Below are 24522 nucleotides of genomic sequence, written 5' to 3' on the forward strand. Positions count from 1 at the left end.
TGTCTGCGTTACCAAGACAACCCGGTCACCGACAGCTTGCGGATGCACCGTCTGAACCTGCTACCGCGGCAGCGGGATGGTTCCTCACTTCCCAATGGAGTAAAGGTACTGGCGGTTGCGTTCCTCTTTCTCTCCCGTTCGCAGGTAGACGCGGCTGCCGCAGATCACCGGTGACGCGTAGGCTTCCTCTCCGAGTTGGTTGCTTTCGATCAAGCGGAACGATCGGGGCGTGGCTTGAAACACGAAGGTTTTGCCGCTGACGTTCGACGCATAAATGAGATCGTTGACCATGACGGGCGAGGCGAAGAAATCCCCGCCCAAGCGTTCTTTCCAAAGTTCCTCGCCCGAGTCCGATTTCCAGCACACGGCCAGCCCAGCGTCCATGACGGCATACAAGTGGCCTGCTTGGGCGATCATGGAAGGCACATAGACTCGCGCCGTGTTTTGCCAGGCGATGCGTTTGGATCCGTCGGCTTCCACCGCGACGGTGTGGTTCTTCGGATAGCCGCCGCTGACGAAAATACGCGAGCCGTCCGTAACGGCGGAGACGACGCATTCCTCAGTGGATCCGGGCAGTTCCCACAGCTTTTCACCGGTCAAGGGGTTGTAGCTGGCGATGAGGTTGCATCCGGCCAGGACCATTTGCGTTTTGCCGGCGGCACGCAAAATGGAGGGGCTGGTATAGTTGGGCAGCTTGGGGCGGGGATGGCTCCAAACGACTTCGCCCGTGTCTCGATGAAGCCCCGCCACCACGCCGCCGCCTCGATGGTCGGAAGCAACGAGCACCAATTGCTCATGCGTCATCGGGGAGGAGGCAAATCCCTGGTGCGTGACGAACGGGCCAATATTACGCTGCCACAAGACCTGGCCATCCGGACTCAAGGCAGTGGTGAAGACCGCCCCGCTGTTGAGAAAGTTCACGAAAAGGCGCCCGTCGTCGAACGTGATCGTGGAGGAGGCGGCGGAGGAGTGCACTTGCTTTCCTGGATCGCCGCCCGAGGGATGGACGGTCGTGGTCCAAAGCTTGGCCCCGGTGCGGCGGTCGAGACAAAGAACGGACTGCGCCCAGGTTGAAGTGTCGGCGGTGGCGAGGTAGATCCTGTTCCCGACCACGGTGGGGGAGCTGTGGCCTCGGCCGGGCAGTTCGGATTTCCAGACGATGTTTTCGGATTCGCTCCAGCGCGTCGGAGGGCTTTGTCCGGGCGTTGCGATGCCATCGCGTGTCGGACCTCGCCAAGCGGGCCAGTCGAATGGAGACGTGGAAAGAGCCGCTCGGACGTGGGGTGCGAGCGTGAGCATGCCGAGCGCGATGAAGACGCCTGGAGACAAAGTCGCCCGCCGCACGGAAGTTCGGACCCATGCCAGGAATCCGGGCTGGGCCTGGGCTTGGGTTTCGCGGCCATCGATTGGCCGGGCGGGGAAGGATAGCGGGCCGCGTTGGAGGATCAGGTCGTGCGGGGAAGGAAGCGGTTTCATGGCGATAGAAGGTATGGCAGGAGCAGGATGGACGTCATGGTTGTGCAACCTGTGCATGAAGGCAAGTCGTCCGGAAGCCAACCTTGTCGCCGCTTGAACGTGCCATGCCCCTTTGAAGACACCCCCTTTCGGCGCCGTGAACAGCGCGCCCCGGCACCACACCGCGCATCATGGAGCGCCAGCGGAAGTGCTGGCAGGATCGAAAGAGCCGTTCCGAAGGATTGCCTGCCTTGCGAACCGGGCTCATGCTGAGGCCATGCAATCCATCGCCCGGGCTTTTCTGAAATCTGTCATTTCCCGAATTCTGCAAAGGGCCCTGTTCTGTCTTGGCCTGGCTTCCGCATGCTTGTTTTCCAACGAACTCCGGGCCGCGCAGCGCTATCTCTACGCCGCGGTTCCCGGCATTCGAAACTACCTGGAATATGGCGGGCATGGCGTTTTGGTTTTCGACATGGATCGCGATTACCGGTTCGTGCGGCGAATTCCCGCCGGCGGTTTGAACAACAAAGGTGAACCCTCCAACGTGAAAGGCATTGCGGCCTGCGCCAAAACCTCGCGTCTTTATGTGACGACTCTGGAGGCCATGACCTGCTTCGATTTGGCCACCGACAAGATTTTGTGGGAGAGGAAATACGAGGGTGGCTGCGACCGTCTCTCGATCACGCCGGACGGCGCTCACATTTATTTGCCGTCGCTGGAAAAGGATCACTGGCACGTGGTGGATGGCAGCAACGGCGAGGTTTTGAAGAAAATCATTCCCAAGTCAGGCGCTCATAACACCCTGGTTTCCTTGGATGGACGACACGCCTTTCTCGCCGGACTGAAATCCCCGTTGTTGCGTGTGGTGGATGTTGCGTCGAAAGAAGTGGTGAAGGAAATCGGGCCCTTCAGTCATTCGATCCGGCCCTTCACCGTGAATGGCAAAGCCACGCTCTGCTTCGTGAATGTCAATGACCTGCTCGGATTCGAAATCGGTGATCTGCGCACCGGGCGCATGTTGCACCGGGTGGAGGTGCAAGGTTTTCAGAAAGGTCCCATCAAGAGGCACGGTTGTCCCAGCCATGGGGTGGGTCTGACCCCGGACGAGAAAGAAGTCTGGGTCGTGGATGCCGCCAACACCCGGGTCCATGTTTTCGACGCCACGGTCATGCCGCCCCGCCAGAAGGAAAGCGTGGCGCTGCGTGAACAGCCCGGCTGGGTGACCTTCACCCTCGATGGCCGCCATGCCTTGCTTTCCACGGGCGAAATCATCGAGGTTCAGGCCAAGCGCATCACGGCTTCCCTGCAGGATGAAAAGGGACGGCAAGTTCACAGTGAAAAGGTCGTTGAGATCCATTTTGAAAACGGCAAACCTGTTCGCAACGGAGATCAATTCGGCATTGGACGCGTACTCTAACTTAAAATCCTCTTCTCATGCTCGCCGCTTACATTGAACAAACGGGTTCGCCCGACGTCATCAAGATCGGATCGTTGCCTGATCCTTCCCCGGGTCCGGGCCAGGTCCGCGTCCGCGTGCACGCGGCTTCAATCAACCCCATCGACACGTATATCCGGTCGGGATTGGTGGCGATGAAACTGTCTTTTCCGTTCGTGCCCGGCTGCGATCTGGCGGGCGTGGTGGACCAGGCGGGGGAGGGGGCCATCCGGTTCAAACCGGGGGACCGGGTCTGGGCGAGTAATCAGGGTTTGCTGGGGCGGCAAGGGACTCTCGCGGAATTCGCGGTGGTGGACGAGGCCTGGTTGCATGGCATCCCCGATGGGGTGGATTTCGAAACTGCCGCCGCGGTTTCCTTGACCGGGATTACAGCGCATTTGGGGTTGGACCGTCTGGCGCGCGTCCAAGCGGGAGAGACGGTTTTCGTGCGTGGCGGAACGGGGGGGGTGGGTTCCATGGTGGTGCAGATCGCCAAAGCCATGGGGGCGCGAGTCGCGGCGAGTGCCGGAAGCGAGGAGAAAGCGATCCTCTGCGCCAACTTGGGCGCCGAAAGGGTGGTGCTTTACAAGCAGGAGTCGATCGCGGACGCGATCAAGTCGTGGGCGCCTGCCGGGGTGAACCTTTGGTGGGAAACCGTGCGGGAGCCAGACTTTGATTTGATCGTCGGTTCACTGGCGCCCCGCGGGCGGATCGTCTTGATGGCAGGACGCGAGGCACGCCCCGCCTTCCCGGTGGGGCCGTTCTATGTGAAGGGATGTTCCATGTTTGGCTTCGCCATGTTCACGTTTTCGGCGGAGGAGCAACGTCCTTGCGGTGCCGCCATCTCCCGGTGGCTTGCGGAAGGAAGATTGCAAGCACGCATCGATCGCGTGCTGCCGTTATCGGCTGCCGCCGAGGCCCACCGGTTGCAGGAGGAGAACACGTTGCGCAACGCGGGCTTGCTCGCCGGTAAGATCGTCATTCGCATCCATGGCTAGCCCTTTCAGCGGTGTGGATGAAGAAAGGGCGAAGTGGCGCCCGCGGGATGGTGAGAAAAGGGCGGAGCATTCCTCCGGTGCCGCAGAGGATGACGTGCTTTCCCGCGTGGTGACGCGAATCGCGGGTTTCGTTGCCGGATTCCATCGGCAGAGGGCTCTGGGGATCGTCGGATTCCTGGGTTGGATCGCCAACGGACTGGGTTCAGATCCATCCCAGGTTCGAGTGGCAACCTACAATCTCGAGAATTACGTCATCGAGGCAACCGCCAGCCGCACGCCCAAGTCCGAGGAATCCAAGGCCAAGGTGGTGGAAATCCTGGTGGCCGCGAAACCGGATGTGCTGGCGATCCAGGAAATAGGACCGCGCCCGGCCTTGATGGATCTTCAGTCGCGGTTGCACGCGGCCGGACTTGACTTGCCGCACTTCGAGCACGCTCCCGGATTTGACACCAACGTTTTTGTGGGAGTGTTGAGCCGTTATCCCATCGTGCGCCGTTCCTCTCACACCAACGAAAACTTCCTGCTCCATGGCAGGCGTTTTCGGGTGAGCCGGGCGTTCGCCGAGGTGGATATTCAAGTGAACCCGCGCTACCGGTTTACCTTGCTGACGGCCCACTTGAAATCGAAGCGGCAAAGCGTTTCGGCCGACGAGTCCGATCTCCGGGAACAGGAAGCTCGTTTGCTGCGCGAGAAAATCGACCAACGGCTGCGTGCCCAACCGGCCGCGAACCTGGTTGTCGCGGGAGATCTCAACGACTCCAAGGATTCCCGGACTGTGCGGTCGATCCTTGGGGTGGGACGGCTCGGCCTCGTGGACACGAGGCCCGCCGAACTCCATGGAGATTCCCTGCCGGCGCCGGGACCTCCGCTCACCCGGCGCAATGTGACGTGGACTCACTTTTACGCGAAAGAGGATTCCTACAGCCGCATCGATTATTTGCTGGTAAGCCAGGGCATGGCGAGAGAATGGGTGCCCGAACGCACCTGGATTCAGACCGCCCCCCACTGGGGAATGGCTTCCGATCACCGCCTGCTCGTCGCCACGTTCTCCACTCAGGAATGATCCAGGAGCGTCCGCTGCCTGGCACGTGCGGGTTGGGCGGAGCGGGGATCAGAGTTTCTTCACCCGCACGCTGCCGCCACTGGAGCGAAGCTGAACCCGTTCGCCTCCACCGTTGACCGGACCCTTGAGTTGGTGGCGCGAGGGCTTGCCGCTGACCTGCACTGGAATTTCACTCGAGGCGCCACCGCCGGACGTCGAGGCATCCAGATCGAAGGCCGCGTCGGATGACGTGTGCAGCGTCACGCTCCCGCCGGATGTTTCCAGCCGAACCGGCCCCGCAATCTTCGGAAGGCTGGCCGAGACCGAGCCTCCCGAGGTCGAGGCCTCGACTCTTGCACCGGCTCCATCGATGTGAATGCTGCCCCCGCTCGTGCGAACTTTCATGTCCCCCGTGAAGGACTTGACCGACACGGAACCGCCCGAGGTGGATCCGGTCAAGGTGCCTTTGCCTCCGCCCACGTCGATTCCTCCTCCACTGGTATGAATCTTCAAATCGCCTTCGCAGTGGCTTACCCGAATGCTGCCGCCCGAGGTCTTGGCCCGGATATCAAATTTTTCGGGCACAGTGATTGTGTACCTCGCTTCCCGGCGCTGGAATCCGCGCCAAATATTCCAGGTGGGCGAGGATTCGGACCTGGATTTGACCGTCACGGTTTGGCCCTCCTGGGTGATGAGGACCGGACGTTCACTCAAGAAGGCTTCCTCTTCTTCCTTGCTGCCTCGCGAAACCCGTCGCGTCACTTGAATCAAGACTTTGGATCCGGTTCCCCCGGCGATCTCAATGGACCCGAAATCGACATCGACGACCAAGTCTCCTCCCGGCGAAGCTTCAAGGGTTTTTGAATTTTTTTCCTCGGTTTCCGCCCGTGCTGGGAGCACCGCAAGGATCGAGGCCAAGCACAGAGAATCGAACACCAGGGTGATGAAATGACGCGTAGGCATAAGATCGTGATTTGAATTCGAATGTTCCATCCAGATGACACCATCGGCGGTTGGAAAGTTGCAAGCGTTGTCCCCGAACCACCGCGGTGCATCCCGATGTTGCCGGCGATGCAGGTAGGGCGCGTCCGTCCCGGCGCGGCGCCGGAGCATGATGTTTTGCATCCCGTGGGCGGCGGGCTGGGACAGGCCCGCCCTACCAACAACATCGGGATACACGGGAACCACCGGCAGTGTATCCACAGGTTGTCGGTGTTGCGCGCGGCAGCGCCGGAGCGTGGCGTTCACCCGCGTGTGGCGCAGGCTGCCCAGCCTGCCGTATCGCCGGAAGCCCGTCGGCCCGGCGGGAGAAGAACGAGACCCTTCCATGCTCTCCACGCGCCGGGTTCCCTTCGTCTCCCCGCAGGCTGGGCAGCCTGCGCTACAGCAGACAGGGCTGTCTGCGTTACCCCGACAACCCGGTCACCCACAACCTCTGGATGCACCGAACCACGGGTCATGGCCATTTCACGCCCTCCCGGGTTAACGCGTGCAAGAATTCCTCCAGGTTGGTGTATCCGTCTTGGTTGGAATCTTGGGATGAATCGTTCGGATCGGACGGGTTCAATCCTCGCTCCTTTTCCCAGGAGTCTGCCATTCCATCGCCGTCTGTGTCCGCGTAAGGAATGCCGGATTCCAGGCGTGGATACCCCCCGACTTCCGACGGATGGTCGATGATGCGTCCGCGTCCATCCCGCACTTCCGCCACGATGCGTTGGTCCACCTGATCCCGGGCTGGACGCGTGGCTCCGGCGCAGGAAAGCACCGATTCGAAAAATCTGGACGGATCGGGTTCGGCGCTGGAGGGCGAGGGGAATGGGGTGGAGGCTCGATACTCGGTGCCAGGGGCATTCGTGGTCCATCCAACCGAGGCCATTTCCCAATCTGTGGCGGCGGTCAATCCGCCGCGGAGTCCGCGATTTCCCGCCAGATACAGTCGGGGTCGGCCGCGGGTCGCATGAATCACGATCTCCTGCGGTGTGGACCGGGAAGATGGACCGCGTTTGAAAAGGTTTCCCTTGAAATTGAGAAAGGAATTCGAGTCTTGGTCCAGGATTTCGGCGGGGATTTCTCCCCAATTATAGATCACATTGTGGGAAAACTCGTGGGTTCCTCCATCGCTGATGAGGGGGTTTCGAAACCCAATGTGCGCCAGCAAACAATGATGAACGGTCACGTTGTAGGAGTGGTTGCCGAGGAGCAAACCGGCACTGTGGGTATGCTTGCTGTGACGGCTGCGATTCAAAGCCTCGCTGAAAATGCAGTGGGAGAAGGTGATGTCGTGGGCTCCAAACCAGGTGCTCGACAATTCGTCCTCACTCCAACTCGCCGAGATGTGATCCAAGACCACGCGATGAGCACCCGTTGGTTTGCCGTTGCCGCCCAAGACCTGCAGCGCGTCATTGGTGTCGGGCTTGACGCTGCCTTCGCGTCCAGGACGCACCCGCAGGTGCTGCACCAGCACGTCATGGGTGAGAATGACCAGGCCCGCGTGCTTCAAGCAAATGCCCCCGCCAGGAGCCGTTTGCCCGGCGACAGTCACAAACGGCTCCCAAATTTGCAATTCGCTCTCCAATTCGATGATTCCGCCCACACGAAAAACGATGGTCCTGGGCCCGGGGGAGTTGAGAACCGACCGCAAGGAGCCGGGGCCTTGGTCTTCGAGGGTCGTGACCCATAAGACCTTGCCTCCACGACCTGCCACGGTGCGTGTGCCAAAACCGGTGGCTCCCGGGAAGACCGGCAACCCCGAGGGCTCCCGCCAAGTGCGAGGAGTTGAGGGATTGGGTGGCGGCTTCTCGGCCACCAGGTTTCGAACCAGAGACAAGCCGATCGTGCCGCACCATGCGACGATCAGCAGCGCGGACACGGAGATCCTGAGTCCCCTTCCTTGGGAGCCGGCTCGACGTCGACGCCATTCCGAGATCAAGACGCCGACGGGAAAAGCGATGAGGCAGGCGAACGCGACCCAAATCTAGGGTCGATGGGTGAGCACCCTTCCGATGAGACCGAGATGGTGCAGTTTCCCGGCCAAGCTCATCAGAAAAGGGATCCACAACAATGCGGTTATGATCAACCAGGCCCGGGCGCGGTTTTCGCGTGGAGAGGAGGGGGACATGGGCGAGGAACCCTGGCTCGTGGAAGGGAAAATCGCGACGAAAATTCATGAGATCTCAGGGCCGTCGTTCTCCTATTGCCCCGGAGCGGAGCTGGGTCGTCCTTCGACCCGCCGCAGCACGGTGAAAAATCTGGCGTCTTCCGACCTGTCCGCGCGCTGCGGCTGTTCTCCGACCCAGCCGCGGTCCCCAAATGAGAATGGCTGGATTTCAGGGCGGGCGGCATTGAAATTTCCCTGACACCAATGGTAATCACTTGGAGGTGCCCACCCCATCCCGCGTTCGAGCCGACACTCCACAGAGCCGCTGCCGGTTTGCCCTGTCGTGGGCGGACATCACGCCGCCCGCGGGTATTTATCATCGCATGTGGGGAGCGGCTACCCATGATCGCGCGCAAGGCGTGCATCGTCCCTTGCGCGCCACCTTGGCCATGTTCGCTCCACTGTCCTCGGATGAAGTCAAACCCGATCAGCGGCAGATTCTCATTTCGCTCGATCATTGTGTTTTGGGAGCGGTGGAGCACCGGCAGTTGGTGGAGCGAATAGCCCGCGCATCGCGCCAGCCTGAAGCCTGTTTTCTGGTGGTGTTCACCCATACTCACGCGGCGGGTCTGATGGGATTGGAACGCATTGAATTCCCCGGCGGCGATTTGATTCCACCCTATTTGGAATCCCTCGCAGCCACTTGCGCGCGATTAACTTTGGAGTGCGAAGAGAGGCTGGAGGAGGCGGAGGTGGTCTATGGAACCGGGCGCTGCGATCTGGCGGCCAACCGTGATTTTTATGACGGGGAACGAGGGGTCTGGGTTTGCGGATTCAATCCTGGTGTTCCGTCCGACGATCGGGTGGTGGTGGCCCGGATCACGTCGTCCCGGGGGGCACCGATGGCCACGATGGTGAACTACGCGTGCCACCCGACGACCCTGGCTTGGGCGAACACCCTCGTAAGTCCGGACTACGTAGGCTCACTGCGCGAGCTCGTGGAACAACAAAGCGGCGCTCCATGTTTGTTCCTCCAAGGCGCGAGTGGCGACCTCGGCCCGCGAGAAGGGTTTGTGGGTGATCCCGCCGTAGCGGACCGCAATGGACGCATCCTGGGCTGGGCCGCGCTTTCGGCGTTGGAAGGGTTGCCTGTCCCTGGCACCACGTTTGTTTACTCCGGACCCGTCGTCAGCGGTGCCACGCTCGGAGCATGGGAGCACCGAGAACTGGCGGGCAAGGAGCTTGCCGCATTGGCTTTGTGGCGGGTCGAGCGTTGGAGTGAGCCGCTCGCCTACCGCCCGGGAAACCCACGCCGGGAAGACCTCGAAGCGGATCTGGTCCGGTTGGCGTCCGAGGAACGACAGGCGGCGGAGGGAGGGCATGCGGAGCTTGCGAGAGATTTGCGGGCGATGGCCGAGCGCAAGCGGCGATTGTTGCACCGCCTCGCGCAGTTGCCCTCTGGGCCGTGCTATCCATTGCAAGTCGTGCTTTGGCGCATGGGCGCCTCCTATTGGGTGGGGGTGCAGGGGGAGAGTTACAGCGTGCTGCAGCGCGAACTGCGAGCGCGATTTCCCGAACGCTGCATCGTGGTGGCCTCCCTGGCTGCGGATTGGGGAGCCTCCTACCTTCCCCCGGCCGAACTCTACGGCCAGGGCTTGTATCAAGAATCCATCGCCGTGGTGGCGCCGGGCAGTCTGGAGCAATTGATCGAATCGGTTGCGCGCCGCATCCAGGCGATGGATTCCCAAACTTCTCCATGAAAATCAAAAAGATCCAATCGCTGGTTTGCCATGCCCGCATGCGCAACTGGGTGTTCGTCAAAGTCGTCACCGATCAGCCGGGGCTGGTGGGGTGGGGTGAAGCCACGCTCGAATGGCATACGCGCGGTATCGTGGGCGCGATCGAAGACCTCTCTCATTTGCTCGTCGGGCAGGATCCCACGCGGCCCGAGCATCTCTGGCAGGTGATGTACCGCCAGCACTTTTGGCACGGTCACGGCATCGAACGCGCCACCGCCATCGCCGGCATCGACTTGGCCTTGTGGGACATCGTCGGTAAAGTAGCCGGATTGCCGCTTTCGAAAGTCTTCGGCGGACCCGTCCGCGATTTTGTCCGGACCTACTGCCACTTGGGCGGGGGCAAGCTGGAGGATTTTTATCAAACGCCGGTGGACAACGCGAAGCGCTTTGCGGATCTGGCGCGGGCGGCGGTGGCGGATGGTTTTACGGCGTTCAAGAGCATGGCGGTGCCGAGCACGATGCCACTGGAGGGGCTGCGTCCGGTCCGAGCCGCCGAGGCGTGTGTCGCGGCCATGCGCGAGGCGGTGGGGGAAACCATCGACATCATGGTGGATTGCCACGCCCGGCCCTCGCCGGCGATGGGATTGAAATTCGGCAAAGCCCTTGATCCGTACGGGCTCTATTTCTTTGAAGAGCCGTGCTGGCCGGAATGCGTGGATGGGTTGGCGCGCATCAACTCGGCTTTGACGACACCGGTGGCGACGGGCGAGCGCGTGACTCACCTGGAAGCCTTCCGGCAATTGTTCGATGCCCGCGCGTGCGAGGTATGCCAGCTCGACATCACTCATTGCGGCGGGTTTACGGCGGCGCGCCGGGTGGCGGCCCTGGCCGATTCGCATCGGATCTCACTGGCGCCGCATAATCCGCAAGGCCCCGTGAGCACGGCGGCGTCCCTTGAGTTCGGATTCTCCCAGCCGGGCTATATCATCTGCGAAACGGTGCACAACGACGTGCCCTGGCGGCAGGACGTGGTGGAGGAGGGATTCGTGGTGGAACCCAGGGGCCGGATCGTTCGTCCCAACACCCGTCCCGGCCTGGGCATTTCGATCAACGAGAAAGAGGTGAAGAAACATCCGTTTCAGGAAGAAATGGTGCAGCGTGTTTTTTACCCCGACGGCAGCGCGGGCGACTGGTGATTTGTCTTCCTCGGCCTCCTGCCTCAGGCCGCGCGGAGGTTGGGGAAGAAGCATTCGCCCGTTGTTTATAGGGGCGCGTGGTCAAAGCGCCAGAGGGCTGGCGCAGTCCAAGACCTGGCGGAATCTCCGGTGGCGTTGGGGGGCGCGAAGCGTCTTGGAGTGCGGTCGTCCTCTGCTTGTTCGAATCTGAGGGATGCTCGCGGAGCGGGATGCGAGGTGATGTTCAAGTGAACGCGCCGGTCGCGGGGATGAGCCTGTTTAATGGAGGATCGGCGCGTCGTGGGGGTCGGAGATGAGCGCGGCTTCCAGGTCAAGAAAAGCGTCCAGGCGGCGGTCCGTCTCCGCCTCATCGATCGCACGCGCCATCCGCAGGTAGGTCGCGTAATGATTGCCTTCGGACTCCACGAGGCCGCGATAGAAAGCCGCGAGTTCTGGGTCGCGATCCTGAAGGGCTTCGCCGAGAATTTGGAACTTCTCGCAACTGCGTCCCTCGATGAGCGCGCAGGCGATCAAGTGATCGATGACTTGAAATGTCCGGCCCTTGCGCACGGCTCGCATGAGTCCGGTGATCCAGGGACTGGGATAAGGCTGACCGAAAGGGATGTGGCGATGCCGGAGCAAGTTGAGAACGAGTTCGAAGTGCTGAAGTTCTTCGATGGCGATGGCGTTCAGTTCGCTGACGCGTCCGTAGAGTTCCTTGTACTTCTCGAGATTGAGGGCGGTGGTGGCGGCCTTTCTTTCGAGGTGAGCGTGATCGATGAGGACTTGGGGAAGCTGGTTCAGCACTTTGGGGAGCCAGGAGGCTGGAGGCTTGGCACGAAAGAGCAACATTGCGGGCGATCGGAATGGGGAAATGCTGAGGGTTAAGCGTCCTCGCGTTCCGAGCGCAGCTCCTCGTGCCGGGCGACGTGATTGAGCAATTCGCGTTGTTCCCGGCGCGCCGATTTTCGAATGCACCGGAGATCGATCAACGCCATGAGCATGGCCAAGGCTGTGCACAAAAAACAGGCGATCCAATAGACGACGAAGGCGCGTCCGCGAAGAATCGTTTCGAACCAGGTGAAGCCGAGGACGATCATGCAACCGGCAATGAGGAGAAACAAGACTCCCAGCCGTCGACGCAGGCTCGTCCAGGGATCAGGCATGCCACTGGGATAGCGTCAAACGGGACAGATCTGAAGCAGAATTTATCGTGGACGCAGGCGTCCCTGATTCAATTTGAGCGGGAAGCTGTCCAGCGGTGCGCGCACGTTGTCGGGGCGCGCCGTTCACGGCGCTTCCGCTTGCGCCCATCGGCCGCGGCGATCTCCTCCCGCACCGTGACCCGCCCTGGGTGAATGCCTTCGCCCTGGCAACACCCTTGCCCGTTGAATCGGCCACGCCCCTTTGAAGACAGGTCCTGAGGTGGCGTGAACGCCGCGCCCCGGTGCTGCTGCGTGCAGCACCGGCACCATGTGGATGCAATGGATGCCTCGTGTGCTTCGGCACCTAACTTGCTTTCCAAGGCGAGGCTTATGATGATGCGGGAAATGAAGATCGGCGTTGCTGGAGGTTCTTCGATGAGCGGTCTGCGGCAGCGCAGCCGGGGAGCCTGGGCTGTCCTCGGGTGGGTCATGCTTTGGACCTTGCTCCTGTCTCCGAGGAGCGCCGCTGCGGGGTTCGTTTTTTCTGAGATTCATTTCGATCCCGTCGAGCCAACGTTGCCCATCGAGTTCATCGAAATTCAGAACTCTGATGCGGAACCGAAATCGATGGGAGGCTTCCGCTTGGATGGGGGCGTCCAGTTTGCCGTACCCGACGGGGTCACCGTGCCTGGGGGAGGATTCTCGGTGATCGCGCGTGATCCGGTGGCTTTCGAAAAGCGATTCGGATTTCGTCCGCTCGGCCCCTGGCAAGGAAGATTGCGGAGGGGAGGGGAGCGACTGGTTTTGAGGAGTGCCGCGGGAGGCATTGTGAGCGAAGTGGATTTCGATTCAGGTTACCCCTGGCCCGTTGCGTCGAGGGGTGCGGGGGCTTCGATGGAGCTCGTGCATCCAGGATTGCCCATTGCTCATCCGGCGTCCTGGCGAAGCTCCCGGCCCAAGTCTGCGGGTCCGGCGTTGGTGTTGGTGCCGAGGGAGAGCTTGCATTGGAGTTTTCGCCGGGGAACCAACGAGGCTTCGGTGCCTTCAGGAGCCTGGCGTGAAATCGTGTTCCAAGAGGATGGAACCTGGAGGCGAGGCCAAACATCCGTCGGTTATGGCGACGCGGACGATCGGACGCCGTTGGAAGGGATGCAGAATGTGTTTTCGAGCTTGTTCCTGCGCCATCGTTTTGTGGTGCCGCCAGGGGGGATTCCGGCGGAACTGTTGTTGAGAGTCCGGGTGGATGACGGTTGTGTCGTGTGGATCAACGGGAAGGAGGCGGGCCGGTTTCATGTGCCGGCGGGCGAACTCGCATTCAATGCTTTGGCTCTTGATCATGAGGCGGGCTCAGAATTTGAGGAGCTGCTGCTGCCGGATCCCAAAACGTGGCTTCGCGAAGGCACCAACGTGCTCGCCGTGCAGGCTTTCAACGCAACGCTGGGATCGAGCGATTTCACGATTGACGCGGAGTTGCTCACGCCTGGAGCCGGAGGGGTCGTGGGACGTCCGAGTCCGGGTGCCACGAACTCTGTCTTCACGACTTCATTCCCGCCGCTGTTAGGGCAAGTAGTTCACGCGCCGGCAAGCCCGCGGTCGGGCGAAGCGGTTCTGATCACCGTGCCTGTTTCGCCGGCCGTGCCGGTGGAGGCGGTTACATTGCATTACAGCGTGGTGGCGCCGGGAGCCTATCTGCGGCGGACGGATCCGGGGTTTGAACAGGCCTGGACGGCCATCGCGATGTTGGATGACGGACGCGACGGAGACGCGAAAGCAGGAGATGGTGTTTTCAGCGCCTTCGTGCCCGGTTCCGCGCTCAAACATCGTCATCTCGTGCGCTACGTCCTTCGGGCCAAGTCGAGGGAAGGCGTCGAAATTCGAGTGCCCTATGAGGACGATGAGGCGCTGAACTTTGCGTTTTTCGTTTACGACGGTGTGCCCGCATGGAAAGGGGCGAAGCGTCCAGGGGGGGCGGGGAGCGACGGGCAGGTGCGGACCTTTTCCACGAATTTGCTGAACTCACTCCCGGTTTATCACCTTATCGCCCGGGAAGACGACGTGGTGCGGAGCCAGTACAACGGCGGATTCAACGGGGTGCGTTTTGGGGGGACGCTCGTTTACGACGGGGTGGTCTATGATCATGTGGAGTTCCACAACCGTGGGGAGGCCTCAACCTATGTCAGTGGAAAGAACAAGTGGCGAGTCCATTTCAATCGCACACGGCGACTGGCCGCCAGGGACGCGTGGGGACGTCCCTATCGGGAACGATGGGATGTTCTGAATCTCAATGGCTGTTCCAGCCCTTGGGCGGCAGTGCACCGCGGCATGTCGGGTTTGGATGAAGGCATTTCGTTCCGGGTTTATCAACTGCTGGGGCTGCCCTCTTCACACACCCATCTGGTCCATTTTCGAGTGGTGGATTCCGCAATAGAAGCCGCCTTGAACGACCAGTATACCGGCGATTTCTGGGGGCTCTATCTGGCGGTGGAGCAGCCGGATGGCTCTTTTCTGGACGAACGGGGATTGCCCGATGGCAACCTCTACAAGCTGGAGGGAGGGCCCGATAAGAAGCATCAAGGGGCCACCCACCCCTTGGACTCATCGGACTGGACGGCGTTTTCAGCACGATCGGGCTCGACCCAGCCGGCATCATGGTGGCGGACGAATCTGGACTTGAAAGCCTACTACAGCTTTCAGGCTGGGAACCGCGTGGTGGGCAATGTGGACTTGCGCGAGGGGTGGAACCATTACTTTTTCCATTCGACGAACGGGCTTTGGACGCCGGTCCCTTGGGATCTGGACATGCAGTTTATTCCGAAAACGCATTGGTCGGGATCCATCGCGCAGAAGGCTTGCCTGAACACCCCCGAACTGCGTGTGGAGTATGGCAACCGGGCGAGGGAGATTCTGGACCTGTTTTTGTCGGACGCGGCGGTGGATGGCGGTCAGATAGGGCAATTGATCGATGAATGGGCGTCGTTCGTGCGTCCGGAGGGGCTGGGGGAAACCTGGCCGGAAGTGGATCAAGCGATGTGGAACTATCATCCGCGCACACCGGGCGATGGTTCCGCCGGGGGGCAGACCAACCATCGCGGGAATTTCTTTCGCAGCCCGTTCGCGGATTCCCGAATCGGAGGCTCCTGGACGCGGCGCTTGAGCACGCCCGATTTCGAGGGCTTTTTGAACTATCTGAAGGAATACTGCACCGACACCTTCGGCGCGGGAAGCTGGGCCGCCAACAACGGCCAACCGAAAGGGTACGGGTATCGTTTTCTCGCCTCCGAGGCGGCGGACGCGTCGATTCCACAGCGCCCGGCGATTGCGTATGCGGGTTCGCCCGGATTTCCGATTCATGACTTGCGATTTGAAGTGTCCGCATTTGTCGATCCCCAGGGCGCATCCACTTTCCGCGGAGTCCAATGGCGGATCGCGGAGATCGGTTCTCCGGGTGTCGCGGGCTTTTTGAAAGGCACGCCGAGAAAGTATGAAATCGAGCCCGTTTGGGAGTCCCCTGAACTGCGAACTCCGGAGCAAAGAGTGCAGATCGCGGCAGACGCGCTTCGTCCCGGAAGAACCTATCGAGTGAGAGCGCGTTATTGGGACGCCAGCGGAAGGGCAAGTTCCTGGTCCTTGCCTTTTCAATTCATGGCTGGAGCACCGGACCTGGAGTCATGGCGCCGTGATTTGCGGGTGACGGAGATTCACTATCATCCTCTCGAGTCCTCCGGGGCCGAGTTCCGAGCTGGATTTTCCAGTTCGGATTTTGAGTTCGTCGAGCTGGCGAATTTGGGAAGCCGTCCACTCCCGATGGGTGCGGTGCGCCTGGCCGGGGGCGTGCGATACCAGTTTCCGGACAGCTTCGAACTGGCGCCCGCAGCCAGGACGTTGGTGGTGGGAAACAGGGAGGCCTTCGTTTTGCGAAACGGGTCGGCTTGGCCGGTGGCAGGCGTGTTTGAAGGCAACCTGGCCAACGACGCGGACACGATTCGGGTCGAGTATGGGGAGGGCACTCTGGTGGTGGAGGTTCGCTACCAGGATGCCATGCCATGGCCGGTGGACGCCGATGGACGGGGGCCGAGTTTGGAATGGATCGGAAACGCCGGCCAAATTCAGGGTGAAGTTTCGCTCTGGCGGGCGAGTGCGAGCCCAGGGGGGTCGCCGGGGCGGGCGGATCGATTGACCTATGCTGGCTGGTCGCAAGGCCGGCCTGCGCTGGCTGATCCTGATGCGGATCCCGACCTTGATGGCCATGTGAACTGGGTTGAATTTGCGAGTGGAGGGAATCCCTTGCTACGGGATGAAGGCTTCCGCTTGCGCGTTTTAGAAGGTTTGCCGGGGACAGCCGGGGCAGGGCTCGGGGCGAAGTTCGATGCGCAAACCGAGGGAGTCGTGGTGGAGTTGGAGGACTCCATGGATCTCGTTCATTGGAAGGTGTTGATGGAGGTGAAGTGGAATCCGTCTGCGAAGTTGGGTCCGGGGTGGCTGGAGACGTCCCTGCCGGTCTCGACTCGTGCCGGCGAAGCCCGCTGGATTCGCGGGCGGCTTCGGCGCGTCTTTTGAATCATTGGACCTCCCGACGAACTTGATGCTCAAGTTACTCACCACTCCGGACCCCGGCTCGGCGGAGTGTTTTGGCTTCTAACAGCCTTTGAACATGGTGAAGATTTGCAAAGGCCTGGATCAAGGTTCGGCGATGGCGAGGAGTTTACGATAGTGGTCCAGCGCCATGTGAAACTCCTGTTTTCCTGAGTCGGGGAGGAGCGGCGAGCTGCGGGCGATTTCCTCCTCCACACGCTGGAGGATCCATTCGACCTGAACTTTCTTCGGACGATGGGGAACCCCGGGGATTTCCACCCACCAGGGGGCTGTGTGAGCGAAGCGAACTCGTCCAGACTCGCGATTTTCAAAGCATCGAAGAGCGACCCAGCCGGACCGGCGCAGCGTGACCGGAACATTCAGCTCATGCACGAAGCTTCCCGCAGACGTGCGCTGGTTGAGAGGAGTGAGGGTTTGGACGACGTCCCCATTGACGATCATTTCGATCGATTGGAGCGCCTGTTCGCTGCGGACGCGGCCGGAGAGGGCGGTGGCCAGGGGGGAATCCGACGAGCCCGTCAGGCGAGCTCCGGGCCATTGGCCGCCGAGTTGCGCTGTGATCATGGGTCCCGTGGTGACAAAGGACCGACCCGCCGAGAGGCCCGCGATCCAGCGCTCATAGCTGAAGGGCTGGTCGAGGTGGACATAAACTCGGCTGAAGCCCATGGGAACGGGGTGAACGCCGTTGGCGGTGCCTGCGGTGGGTTTGATTTTGAATCCGCAATTGAGCAACGCGTAGTAGGTTTGAAATCCGTAGTGGGTCCATGCCCGTTCGGTGTCGATGCCGGTGCCGGCGTCGGGAAGATTCATCCAGGCGGCTCCGGGGATGGCCCAATTGCGGACCCCGAATTCCGTTTGCCAGTGATGATTGTTGGCGAGTTCGTAGAGGTCGATGTTGAGGATCGGCGGCAGGAGCAGCGACCAGTTCCAGTTATGTTTTTCGAGGTCGAAAAGGGCGCCTTCGGCACGGGCCTTTTCCGCGATCGAACGCAGGGGAAACACTTTTTGGTCGAACCGGGTGGTATGGTTGAGAATGAGCACCGCTCCGAGCGTGTGTTGTTTGTTGCCCGTCCGGAAGATTTCGTACTCGGTGTTGCGGGGATACCAGACATGCGTGGCATCGACTGGAATGGGTTTGGGCTCTCGCGGGGTTGCATCGCTTTGCGGGCTTTCGGCGGGGGAGATCTCCGAAGAAGTGGTCCAATCGACCATGGGGAGGGCGACGTTGAGGTCTTCCGCGAGCAGGTTGGCCGGGATTTCGGCGGCGGCGCGGTGATTATGCGCATCACCTGAAAACCAGCCTTCACGGGCAAGATCGATCCAGCGCCGCAAGGCGATCTCGAGGCGAATATCCTCGGAAGCCACCATGATCGTGCGTGTTTCAGGGAAATATTCCTTACCGCATTCGACGCGAATCTCACAAGCGCCCGGAGGAAGCTCGACCCGCCAGGGATGGGCGGAGACGGCGGTGTGCTTTTCGATCGAGTTCGTGCTGAAGCCGCTTTGCCGGTCGTATTTCACGGCAAATCCGGTCAGCGAGGCGGACTTGGGAAAGTGCCAAACACCGCTGCTGGTGCTGCGAACATAGACGCGCGCCGCCATCGGCTTGCCTGTGCCGGCGTCCTTGATGATCCCGGTGAGCATCCGTTCCTTCCGGCGGGCGCGACGGTTTGCGGCGGCGGCGAGCGGTTGATCTGGCACCGGGTGACCGGATACATAGGGCGTGAGATCCCTCAGCGCGACGACTTTGAATCCATTGGTTTTGAGGTAAGTGAGATAAGCGCGGAACATTTTGGGGTCGGTATGCACCCAGGGATGGTCCCGATCGGGCACGCCGTGAAACTGCAACACGGCAATGCGACCGTCACGGGCTTGGTCCGCGGCTCTTCTGAAGTCGGCCAGGGTCCAGTCCGGACGTCCGTCTCCGGCGGAGGGGATGAGCAACGGGTGATCGAGTCCGGGTTCGTAGGCAAAGCCCCGGCCCCATTCGTAGGGGTGTTCGGGCGATCCGCCGCGGCGGGCGAGCGTGATGCCGGCTTGAGCGAGAATGGGGAGTGCCCCGGGGTGGAGCGCATTGCCGGGCCAGGCAAAACTCGTGGGTGCGGGGATGCCATGTTCCAGGCATCGATTCTTGATGCCGTCGAGTTCCAGGCGCAACCGTCCCAGGGTCTCGGCAGTGACGCTCAGATGGCTCATGGTGTGATTTCCAATTTCGAATCCGGCCCTGTGCAGTTGCGCGATTTCCTCCCAGGTCATGTAATCCTGCTTGTTCGTGGAGAAGCTGAACCCTTCCGTGATCAAGAAGGTGGCGCCGAATCCCATCTCGAGCAGGAGGGGGCGGACGACGGTGTAATGTGATTTGACCGAATCGTCGAAGGTGAGTGCAACGAGTTTATCCGGGACCGGCTTCGGGGATGCGGCGCTCACCCATGAACCGGCAGAAAGCAGGGCCATGGCACACAACAAAGGCGCGAAGGAGCGGAGCGCTGGGCCGATCAAAGCCGGGGAGCCTGGAATGGGGTGCATGCGGGGACTGTGTCAGAAAGTTGGGGTTCGGCAAAGCTGGATTGGGGAATGGAATCCTGATCCTGTTTCATCGGCAGCCACCGCGATTGGAAGTCCGAAGTTCACGTCTGAAAACGGGAGAGTTGCCTCAGCGGTAGGCAGAATCTTTCGGATGCTTGTGATTTGCAGCGGGAACTGGAAAACTCCTGCCGCCCACATGAAGACGGTTCTCATCATCGACGACGACAAGCCCTTTCGCGCTTTGTTGGTCCAGCATTTGGTGCAGGCGGGTTGGGAGGTCATTGAGGCTGAGGATGGTGAGGAGGGGTTGAAGATCACCTGGGAAAAGCGTCCGGAGATCGTGATTTGCGATCTGCATATGCCTCGGTCAAACGGGTTTCATTTCTGCCGGAATGTCGGGGCCCGCCGTGACATGGCCGGGCGCATCAAGATCATTATCACCACCGGGAGCACTTACGCGACGGACAAGATTAGCGCTTTGGAAGCAGGCGCCGACGCGTACTTGGAGAAGCCGATGCGGATCCCGGAATTGCTTCAACTTTTGACGCGATGGTCGGAAGAAATCGTGGGTAATGGGGGCGGTGCGGAGCTTGCCCCGACGCCGGCGTTGGAGGACAAAGGCATCGTGCGGTTTTGGGGAGTGCGCGGCTCGATCTCGTGTCCGGGGCCTTCCACGGTTTATTATGGCGGGAATACATCCTGTGTCGAAGTGCGATATGGCGATCAGATTATCGTGTTGGACGCCGGCACGGGCATTCGCGCTCTGGGGTTGTCGTTGGAAAAAGAGTTCAAGGATCAGCCCCTGGATCTCGTGGTGCTGATTTCCCACACGCACTGGGACCATATTCAGGGATTCCCCTTCTTTATTCCGGCCTATTTGCCCAAGAACCGGATTCGTTTGATTGGATTCGAGGGCGCGCGACGGGGGCTGGAATCGATCCTGTCGAGCCAGATGGAGAGCCCTTATTTTCCGGTCAGCCTGGAGCAGATGTCGGGCAATATTTCCGTCCAGGCGCAGCGGGAAATGAAGTTTACGATCGGCTCCATTGTCGTGACCGCTCAATTCGTCAATCATCCCGGAGTGTGCGTGGGCTACCGGCTTGATACTCCCCGCGGCTCCGTCGCTTATCTCCCGGACAACGAGCCTTATCAGCGGCTGAAGGTTCAGCGCAGCGGGGTGAAGCCTGGCGAGGCGACGGAGATTCTCGAATTCGCGCGCAGCCAGGATCAGAAGATCATCGAGTTTATCCGCGACGTGGACGTGCTCATCATCGACGCGCAGTACAATGACGAGGGGTATCGTTCGAGAGCGGGCTGGGGTCATGGCTGTGTCGATGATGTCGTGGCCATCGCCCTGATTGCTAAGGTGAAGCGGCTTTTCTTGTTCCATCATGACCCGGACCATGACGACGCGTTCATCACGCGCATGGTGGAGTGGGCGCGGCAACTCGTCTCGTTTGCCGGTGAGGACTTGCCGGTGGACGCGGCGCGGGAAGGACTCGAAGTCGTGCTGCGCCCGGTCTCGGAGGCCGCCCCCAGCTCTTCGTGAGTGCTTCCTGATGACCGAAGCCTCTTCCCCTCCCGCCTACATTATCGTGGACGAAGGGTCCCTGACCCTCAAGGTGGCGGCCTTGTCCGTGCTCGACCGGCTGTTGGTGGCCTTTCATCGGGCGGGAATTCGAGACATCACGGTGGTCTTTCGGGGACCCTTGCCCCCTTTGCCTCGATCCCGTTCCTGGGGCATCCCGTTTAAGGTAGCGCCGGATTGGAAGCCGGACGGATCGAACGTGCTGTGGTCCCGCTCGAATGTGCTGGTCCAAGATGCGGATGTGCGCGAGTTGCTCGCGCGCGGGGGCCGGTTGGTGACTCGTGACGGAGCATTTTTACCCATCGCGGCGGGACGTCCCGCGGGACTCGAATGGGAAAGCCAGGGGCTCGTGGATCTGCCCGCGGTGGTGACGCAAGGAGTGTCGGGTTTGATTCAGGACGCGGATTCGGCCGCGCGTGCGGGCCAAGCACTTTGGGCATCATTGACGAGCCGTTCCGATGGCTGGGTCGATCGTGTCTTCAATCGTCCGTGCGGGCGGTATCTTTCCAAGGTTTTGATCCACACCTCCGTGAGTCCCAACGCGGTTTCACTCGCTTCCATCGGGATTGGATTGGCGGCGGCGTGGCTGTTTTCCCTGGGGGCTTATCCGGCGCTGGTCTGGGGTGCGATCCTCTTTCAGTTCTCGGCGATTGTGGACTGTGTGGATGGGGACATTGCCCGGGTTTTATTCAAGGAATCCGCGCTGGGGAAGTGGCTGGATTTGGCAGGAGATCAAGTGGTTCATGTCGGCGTTTTCGCGGGCATCGCCTGGGGCATGGCGAAAGCGCCGGGAGAATCACCGGCTCTCGGATTGGGAGCCGCGGCGATTTTGGGAGCTTTGATTTCATTTGGAGTCGTGTTGCGGGGCATGCGTCAACCTGAGGCCAGCAAGGACGGACGTCTGCGCAATCTGATTGACGGCGCCACGAACCGGGACTTTTCCGTGGTCGTGCTGGTCTTGGCGCTCGTGAATCGGCTGGAATGGTTCTTGTGGATGGCAGCGGTGGGGAGTCATGTGTTTTGGCTGGCCGCGCTTTCGTTGCAACGCAGGACGCGGGCCCGTGAATGAGTCCGTTCCTCCGTCCATGGTTGAAGGTCGCTGCCGTGGCCGCCGGCGTGGGGATCTTCGCCTGGTTGGCGGCGCGAGTGGACTGGCGGGGGGTGGAGCAGTTGCTGGCGAAGGTCGGCTGGGCGGCTCCGTTGATCCTGGTGCCCTATTTCGTGGTTTATGTCGTGGATACTCTCGGGTGGAGGTGGTGTTTGCCGCCGGGCATGGAAATCCCCTTTGGGCGTTTGTTCCGGATTCGTTGGACAGGGGAGTCGGTCAATCAAGTGGTTCCTTCGGCCTACGTGGGAGGGGAGGCATTAAAGGTTTATTTGCTCGGGCGCTCGGGGGTCGCACCGGATGCCGGCGCCTGCTCCGCCGTTGTTTCGAAGACGGTGCAATCGGTCGCTCAGCTTATTTTCGTGCTTAGCGCGGCCCTGGCTGGATTTCATCTGTTGGGGAAGGATCAAGCGCTGCTCTGGGGCGTCGGGGTCGTCGTCTTCCTCGGAGCTTTGGGGTTGGCCACCTTCCTCGTGGTGTTACGGCAGGGGCTCTTCGAGACCTTGTTGAAACTGGCAACCTGGACGGGAATCGCGGTTTCGTGGATGTCCCGGCACCGGTCACGCTTACTGGAACTGGACCGGTCGATTCGAGAATTTGACTCGCGCCATCCAGGCCGCTTATTTCGTTCATTTCTATTTTACCTTGCGGGCTGGTTGCTGGACACTGTCGAGCTCCTGTTGGTGGCGTCATTGTTGGGCGTGCCGGTGAGTTGGTCTGAAGCCTTGGTGATGGAGGCCTTCACCGGCGTTGCGAAGGCGGTGGGGATGTGGATTCCGGGTTCGCTCGGGGTGCAGGAAGCGGGCATCGTGTTGCTGGGGCGGGTGACAGGACTTCCGGACGCCTTCGCGGTTTCCTACGCGGTCATTCGCCGGGCGCGCGAGACCGTTTTCGCACTGGCGGGACTGGGGATGCTCTTGATGGAGTCCGTGGATTGGACGCGGGTTCGCGGGTTGGCGAGCGAGAAGCGGCCTCCACATGAAACGAAGCAGTAGGCGATGAATCTATGGATGCGATTATTTATGCCGCCGGGCGGGCTCGCCGGCTCGATCGATTTTCCGAGGGCAAGACGAAGATATTGCTCGAATTCGGGGGACGATCCCTTTTGGAGCGGCATGTGGATCTTCTCGCGCGCCTGCGCGTTTCGAAAATTCACGTGGTGACCGGATACTTGCACGAGCAAGTCCAAGCGGTGCTGCCGCTGCTGGCTTCCCGTTACGGTGTGGTGGTGGAGGAAATCTATAACCCGGACTTCTTGGAGGGCAGTGTGCTCAGCATGGAAGTCTCGCTGCCGACCATCCAGCGGGCCCAGGAGCCGATTCTGTTGATGGACGGCGACGTGCTTTATCACTCCTCGATGTTACGCCAACTGATGGACGCCGAGTCACCCACTGCATTATTGGTCGACACCGCTTTTTCGAAAGCGGACGACGATCCGGTCTTGGTGCCGATGAACCGCGGGAGACCGTTTGAGTTTGTAAAAATGTGGAGAGGGGAGTCGGAGCGCTTGGGTGAGTCCGTGGGGTTCTTCAAACTGGATCCGAGGGATATTCCGAAGCTTGTGGAGGAGACGCGGATTCGATGCGTTCCGGAGCGGCGTTCCGAGTCGTACGACGAGGTGCTGCGCGCGCTCGTTCGCGACGGGCGTTTTGGCGCGGTTGATGTCACGGGAATTCCCTGGACCGAGATTGATTTTCCCTCCGATATCACACGGGCCGAGCGAGAGATACTGCCGAAGCTGGATTGAATCCGGGATTGCCCTGCCGCCTGTCAGCTCCTATTTTCGCGCCCTTCGTATTCGAGGCATCCGGGGAGCGGTTTTCCCGGGTGCTCGAAAGCGTGAACCAACATGGAAACTCAATTTCAAACTCGAAAGTTCGACTCCCTCGACGTGCGCATCTACCGGAGTCAGGAGGCGATGGCGGAGGACGTGGCGTCCGAAGTAGGTGCTTATCTTCGGGATTGCATTCGCTCGCAAGGTTCCGCGGCGGCGATCATGGCCACCGGCAATTCGCAGATTCGGTTTCTCTCCCGGCTCGTGGAAAAGGGCGAGGTGGACTGGTCCCATGTCACCCTCTTTCACATGGACGAGTATTTGGGGATCGACGCCGGGCACAAGGCGAGTTTCAGGCGTTATATGAGGGAACGAGTGGAGTCTCTCGCCCGGCCGCGTGCCTTTCACTATATCGAAGGCGACGCGGCGCTCCCGTTGGAGGAATGCGAGCGTTACGAGGCGTTATTGCGCGCACAAACCATCGATCTGTGTTGTTTGGGCATCGGCGAGAACGGCCATCTCGCGTTCAACGATCCGCCGGTGGCCCGATTTGAAGACCGGCGCTGGGTAAAAATTGTGAAACTGGATGATGCCTGCAAGGGCCAGCAGGTGCGCGAGGGGCATTTCCCCTCTTTGGAATCCGTGCCGCCCTACGCCATCACGCTGACCGTGCCCGCTCTTTGCCAGGCTCGGCGCATGTTTTGTGTCGCACCCGAGAAGCGCAAAGCCGTCGCGGTGCGTGATACCCTGTGCGGGCCGGTTTCCACAGCGTGTCCGGCTTCCTATCTGCGAACCCAGGCGCAGGCCTCGTTGTATTTAGACCACGAATCCGCCGGGTTGATTGGCTAGA

Annotated in this window: 17 protein-coding genes; 11 read left to right on the top strand and 6 right to left on the bottom strand. The window is 60.9% G+C overall.

Annotated features, from left to right (window positions below):
• Positions 1-84: 84 nt before the first annotated feature.
• Entirely contained in the window at positions 85-1533 is a 1449-nt protein-coding gene (locus FJ404_02150) for a serine/threonine protein kinase (GenBank protein ID MBM3821686.1), read from the bottom strand.
• A gap of 199 nt (positions 1534-1732) precedes the next feature.
• On the opposite strand from FJ404_02150, the gene FJ404_02155 reads away from it, so the two are divergent.
• From FJ404_02155 to FJ404_02165, 3 genes are read left to right on the top strand one after another with little or no spacing between them, the layout of a single operon-like run.
• Complete coding sequence (locus tag FJ404_02155) at positions 1733-2872, top strand: hypothetical protein (protein MBM3821687.1); 1140 nt, start codon at positions 1733-1735, stop codon at positions 2870-2872.
• 17 nt (positions 2873-2889) lie between these two features.
• Entirely contained in the window at positions 2890-3888 is a 999-nt protein-coding gene (locus tag FJ404_02160; protein MBM3821688.1) for an NADPH:quinone reductase, read from the top strand.
• Entirely contained in the window at positions 3881-4951 is a 1071-nt protein-coding gene (locus FJ404_02165; protein MBM3821689.1) for an endonuclease/exonuclease/phosphatase family protein, read from the top strand. Before FJ404_02160 ends, FJ404_02165 begins: the two co-directional genes overlap by 8 nt.
• A gap of 48 nt (positions 4952-4999) precedes the next feature.
• Here the strand turns inward: FJ404_02165 and FJ404_02170 are convergent, their stop codons facing one another.
• A complete protein-coding gene (locus FJ404_02170) occupies positions 5000-6259 on the bottom strand; it encodes a DUF4097 domain-containing protein (protein MBM3821690.1) in 1260 nt (419 codons plus the stop codon).
• A gap of 127 nt (positions 6260-6386) precedes the next feature.
• The gene (locus FJ404_02175) at positions 6387-7799 is read right to left on the bottom strand and encodes a pectate lyase (protein ID MBM3821691.1); all 1413 of its coding nucleotides are present in this window, start codon (positions 7797-7799) and stop codon (positions 6387-6389) included.
• 509 nt (positions 7800-8308) lie between these two features.
• Here FJ404_02175 and FJ404_02180 point away from each other — a divergent pair.
• Both FJ404_02180 and FJ404_02185 read left to right on the top strand, forming a co-directional pair.
• On the top strand, positions 8309-9787 hold the full coding sequence (locus FJ404_02180; GenBank protein ID MBM3821692.1) for a hypothetical protein: 1479 nt from the start codon (positions 8309-8311) through the stop codon (positions 9785-9787).
• Positions 9784-10962, top strand: a complete 1179-nt coding sequence (locus FJ404_02185; protein MBM3821693.1) for a D-galactonate dehydratase — start codon at positions 9784-9786, stop codon at positions 10960-10962. The genes FJ404_02180 and FJ404_02185 overlap by 4 nt, the downstream gene beginning before the upstream one ends.
• Positions 10963-11220: 258 nt before the next feature.
• On the opposite strand, the gene FJ404_02190 is transcribed toward FJ404_02185, so the two are convergent.
• Together FJ404_02190 and FJ404_02195 are read right to left on the bottom strand one after the other, a co-directional pair.
• Complete coding sequence (locus tag FJ404_02190; GenBank protein MBM3821694.1) at positions 11221-11793, bottom strand: tRNA-(ms[2]io[6]A)-hydroxylase; 573 nt, start codon at positions 11791-11793, stop codon at positions 11221-11223.
• A gap of 32 nt (positions 11794-11825) precedes the next feature.
• Positions 11826-12107 (bottom strand): hypothetical protein, encoded by a 282-nt coding sequence (locus tag FJ404_02195; GenBank protein MBM3821695.1) that lies wholly within the window; start codon positions 12105-12107, stop codon positions 11826-11828.
• Between the two features lie 318 nt (positions 12108-12425).
• Here FJ404_02195 and FJ404_02200 point away from each other — a divergent pair, with 318 nt between their 5' ends.
• Complete coding sequence (locus FJ404_02200) at positions 12426-16643, top strand: hypothetical protein (protein ID MBM3821696.1); 4218 nt, start codon at positions 12426-12428, stop codon at positions 16641-16643.
• Between the two features lie 120 nt (positions 16644-16763).
• Here the strand turns inward: FJ404_02200 and FJ404_02205 are convergent, their stop codons facing one another.
• The gene (locus FJ404_02205; protein MBM3821697.1) at positions 16764-19133 is read right to left on the bottom strand and encodes a polysaccharide deacetylase family protein; all 2370 of its coding nucleotides are present in this window, start codon (positions 19131-19133) and stop codon (positions 16764-16766) included.
• Here FJ404_02205 and FJ404_02210 point away from each other — a divergent pair.
• The 5 genes from FJ404_02210 (at position 19132) to FJ404_02230 (ending at position 24521) form a co-directional block, all read left to right on the top strand.
• Positions 19132-20754, top strand: coding sequence for a response regulator (locus FJ404_02210; protein ID MBM3821698.1), 1623 nt, complete (start codon positions 19132-19134; stop codon positions 20752-20754). The genes FJ404_02205 and FJ404_02210 overlap by 2 nt on opposite strands.
• Complete coding sequence (locus FJ404_02215) at positions 20597-21862, top strand: CDP-alcohol phosphatidyltransferase family protein (GenBank protein MBM3821699.1); 1266 nt, start codon at positions 20597-20599, stop codon at positions 21860-21862. The genes FJ404_02210 and FJ404_02215 overlap by 158 nt, the downstream gene beginning before the upstream one ends.
• A complete protein-coding gene (locus FJ404_02220; GenBank protein ID MBM3821700.1) occupies positions 21859-22893 on the top strand; it encodes a flippase-like domain-containing protein in 1035 nt (344 codons plus the stop codon). The genes FJ404_02215 and FJ404_02220 overlap by 4 nt, the downstream gene beginning before the upstream one ends.
• Before the next feature lie 11 nt (positions 22894-22904).
• Positions 22905-23645, top strand: coding sequence for a phosphocholine cytidylyltransferase family protein (locus tag FJ404_02225; GenBank protein ID MBM3821701.1), 741 nt, complete (start codon positions 22905-22907; stop codon positions 23643-23645).
• A 102-nt stretch (positions 23646-23747) separates the two neighbouring features.
• On the top strand, positions 23748-24521 hold the full coding sequence (locus FJ404_02230) for a glucosamine-6-phosphate deaminase (protein ID MBM3821702.1): 774 nt from the start codon (positions 23748-23750) through the stop codon (positions 24519-24521).
• Position 24522 lies beyond the last annotated feature (1 nt).

The organism is Verrucomicrobiota bacterium (assembly GCA_016871495.1).
In the GTDB taxonomy this organism is placed as follows: Bacteria; Verrucomicrobiota; Verrucomicrobiia; order Limisphaerales; family VHDF01; genus VHDF01.

Excerpts from the sequence above, each read along its gene's own strand:
- FJ404_02225 (MBM3821701.1), top strand. The coding sequence starts at position 22,905 with ATGGATGCGATTATTTATGCCGCCGGGCGGGCTCGCCGGCTCGATCGA.
- FJ404_02160 (MBM3821688.1), top strand. The coding sequence starts at position 2,890 with ATGCTCGCCGCTTACATTGAACAAACGGGTTCGCCCGACGTCATCAAG.
- FJ404_02220 (MBM3821700.1), top strand. The coding sequence starts at position 21,859 with ATGAGTCCGTTCCTCCGTCCATGGTTGAAGGTCGCTGCCGTGGCCGCC.
- FJ404_02215 (MBM3821699.1), top strand. The coding sequence starts at position 20,597 with ATGACCCGGACCATGACGACGCGTTCATCACGCGCATGGTGGAGTGGG.
- FJ404_02195 (MBM3821695.1), bottom strand. The coding sequence starts at position 12,107 with ATGCCTGATCCCTGGACGAGCCTGCGTCGACGGCTGGGAGTCTTGTTT.
- FJ404_02185 (MBM3821693.1), top strand. The coding sequence starts at position 9,784 with ATGAAAATCAAAAAGATCCAATCGCTGGTTTGCCATGCCCGCATGCGC.
- FJ404_02170 (MBM3821690.1), bottom strand. The coding sequence starts at position 6,259 with ATGGAAGGGTCTCGTTCTTCTCCCGCCGGGCCGACGGGCTTCCGGCGA.
- FJ404_02165 (MBM3821689.1), top strand. The coding sequence starts at position 3,881 with ATGGCTAGCCCTTTCAGCGGTGTGGATGAAGAAAGGGCGAAGTGGCGC.
- FJ404_02230 (MBM3821702.1), top strand. The coding sequence starts at position 23,748 with ATGGAAACTCAATTTCAAACTCGAAAGTTCGACTCCCTCGACGTGCGC.
- FJ404_02150 (MBM3821686.1), bottom strand. The coding sequence starts at position 1,533 with ATGCACAGGTTGCACAACCATGACGTCCATCCTGCTCCTGCCATACCT.
- FJ404_02200 (MBM3821696.1), top strand. The coding sequence starts at position 12,426 with ATGGATGCCTCGTGTGCTTCGGCACCTAACTTGCTTTCCAAGGCGAGG.
- FJ404_02205 (MBM3821697.1), bottom strand. The coding sequence starts at position 19,133 with ATGGCCCTGCTTTCTGCCGGTTCATGGGTGAGCGCCGCATCCCCGAAG.
- FJ404_02190 (MBM3821694.1), bottom strand. The coding sequence starts at position 11,793 with ATGTTGCTCTTTCGTGCCAAGCCTCCAGCCTCCTGGCTCCCCAAAGTG.
- FJ404_02210 (MBM3821698.1), top strand. The coding sequence starts at position 19,132 with ATGGCACACAACAAAGGCGCGAAGGAGCGGAGCGCTGGGCCGATCAAA.
- FJ404_02155 (MBM3821687.1), top strand. The coding sequence starts at position 1,733 with ATGCAATCCATCGCCCGGGCTTTTCTGAAATCTGTCATTTCCCGAATT.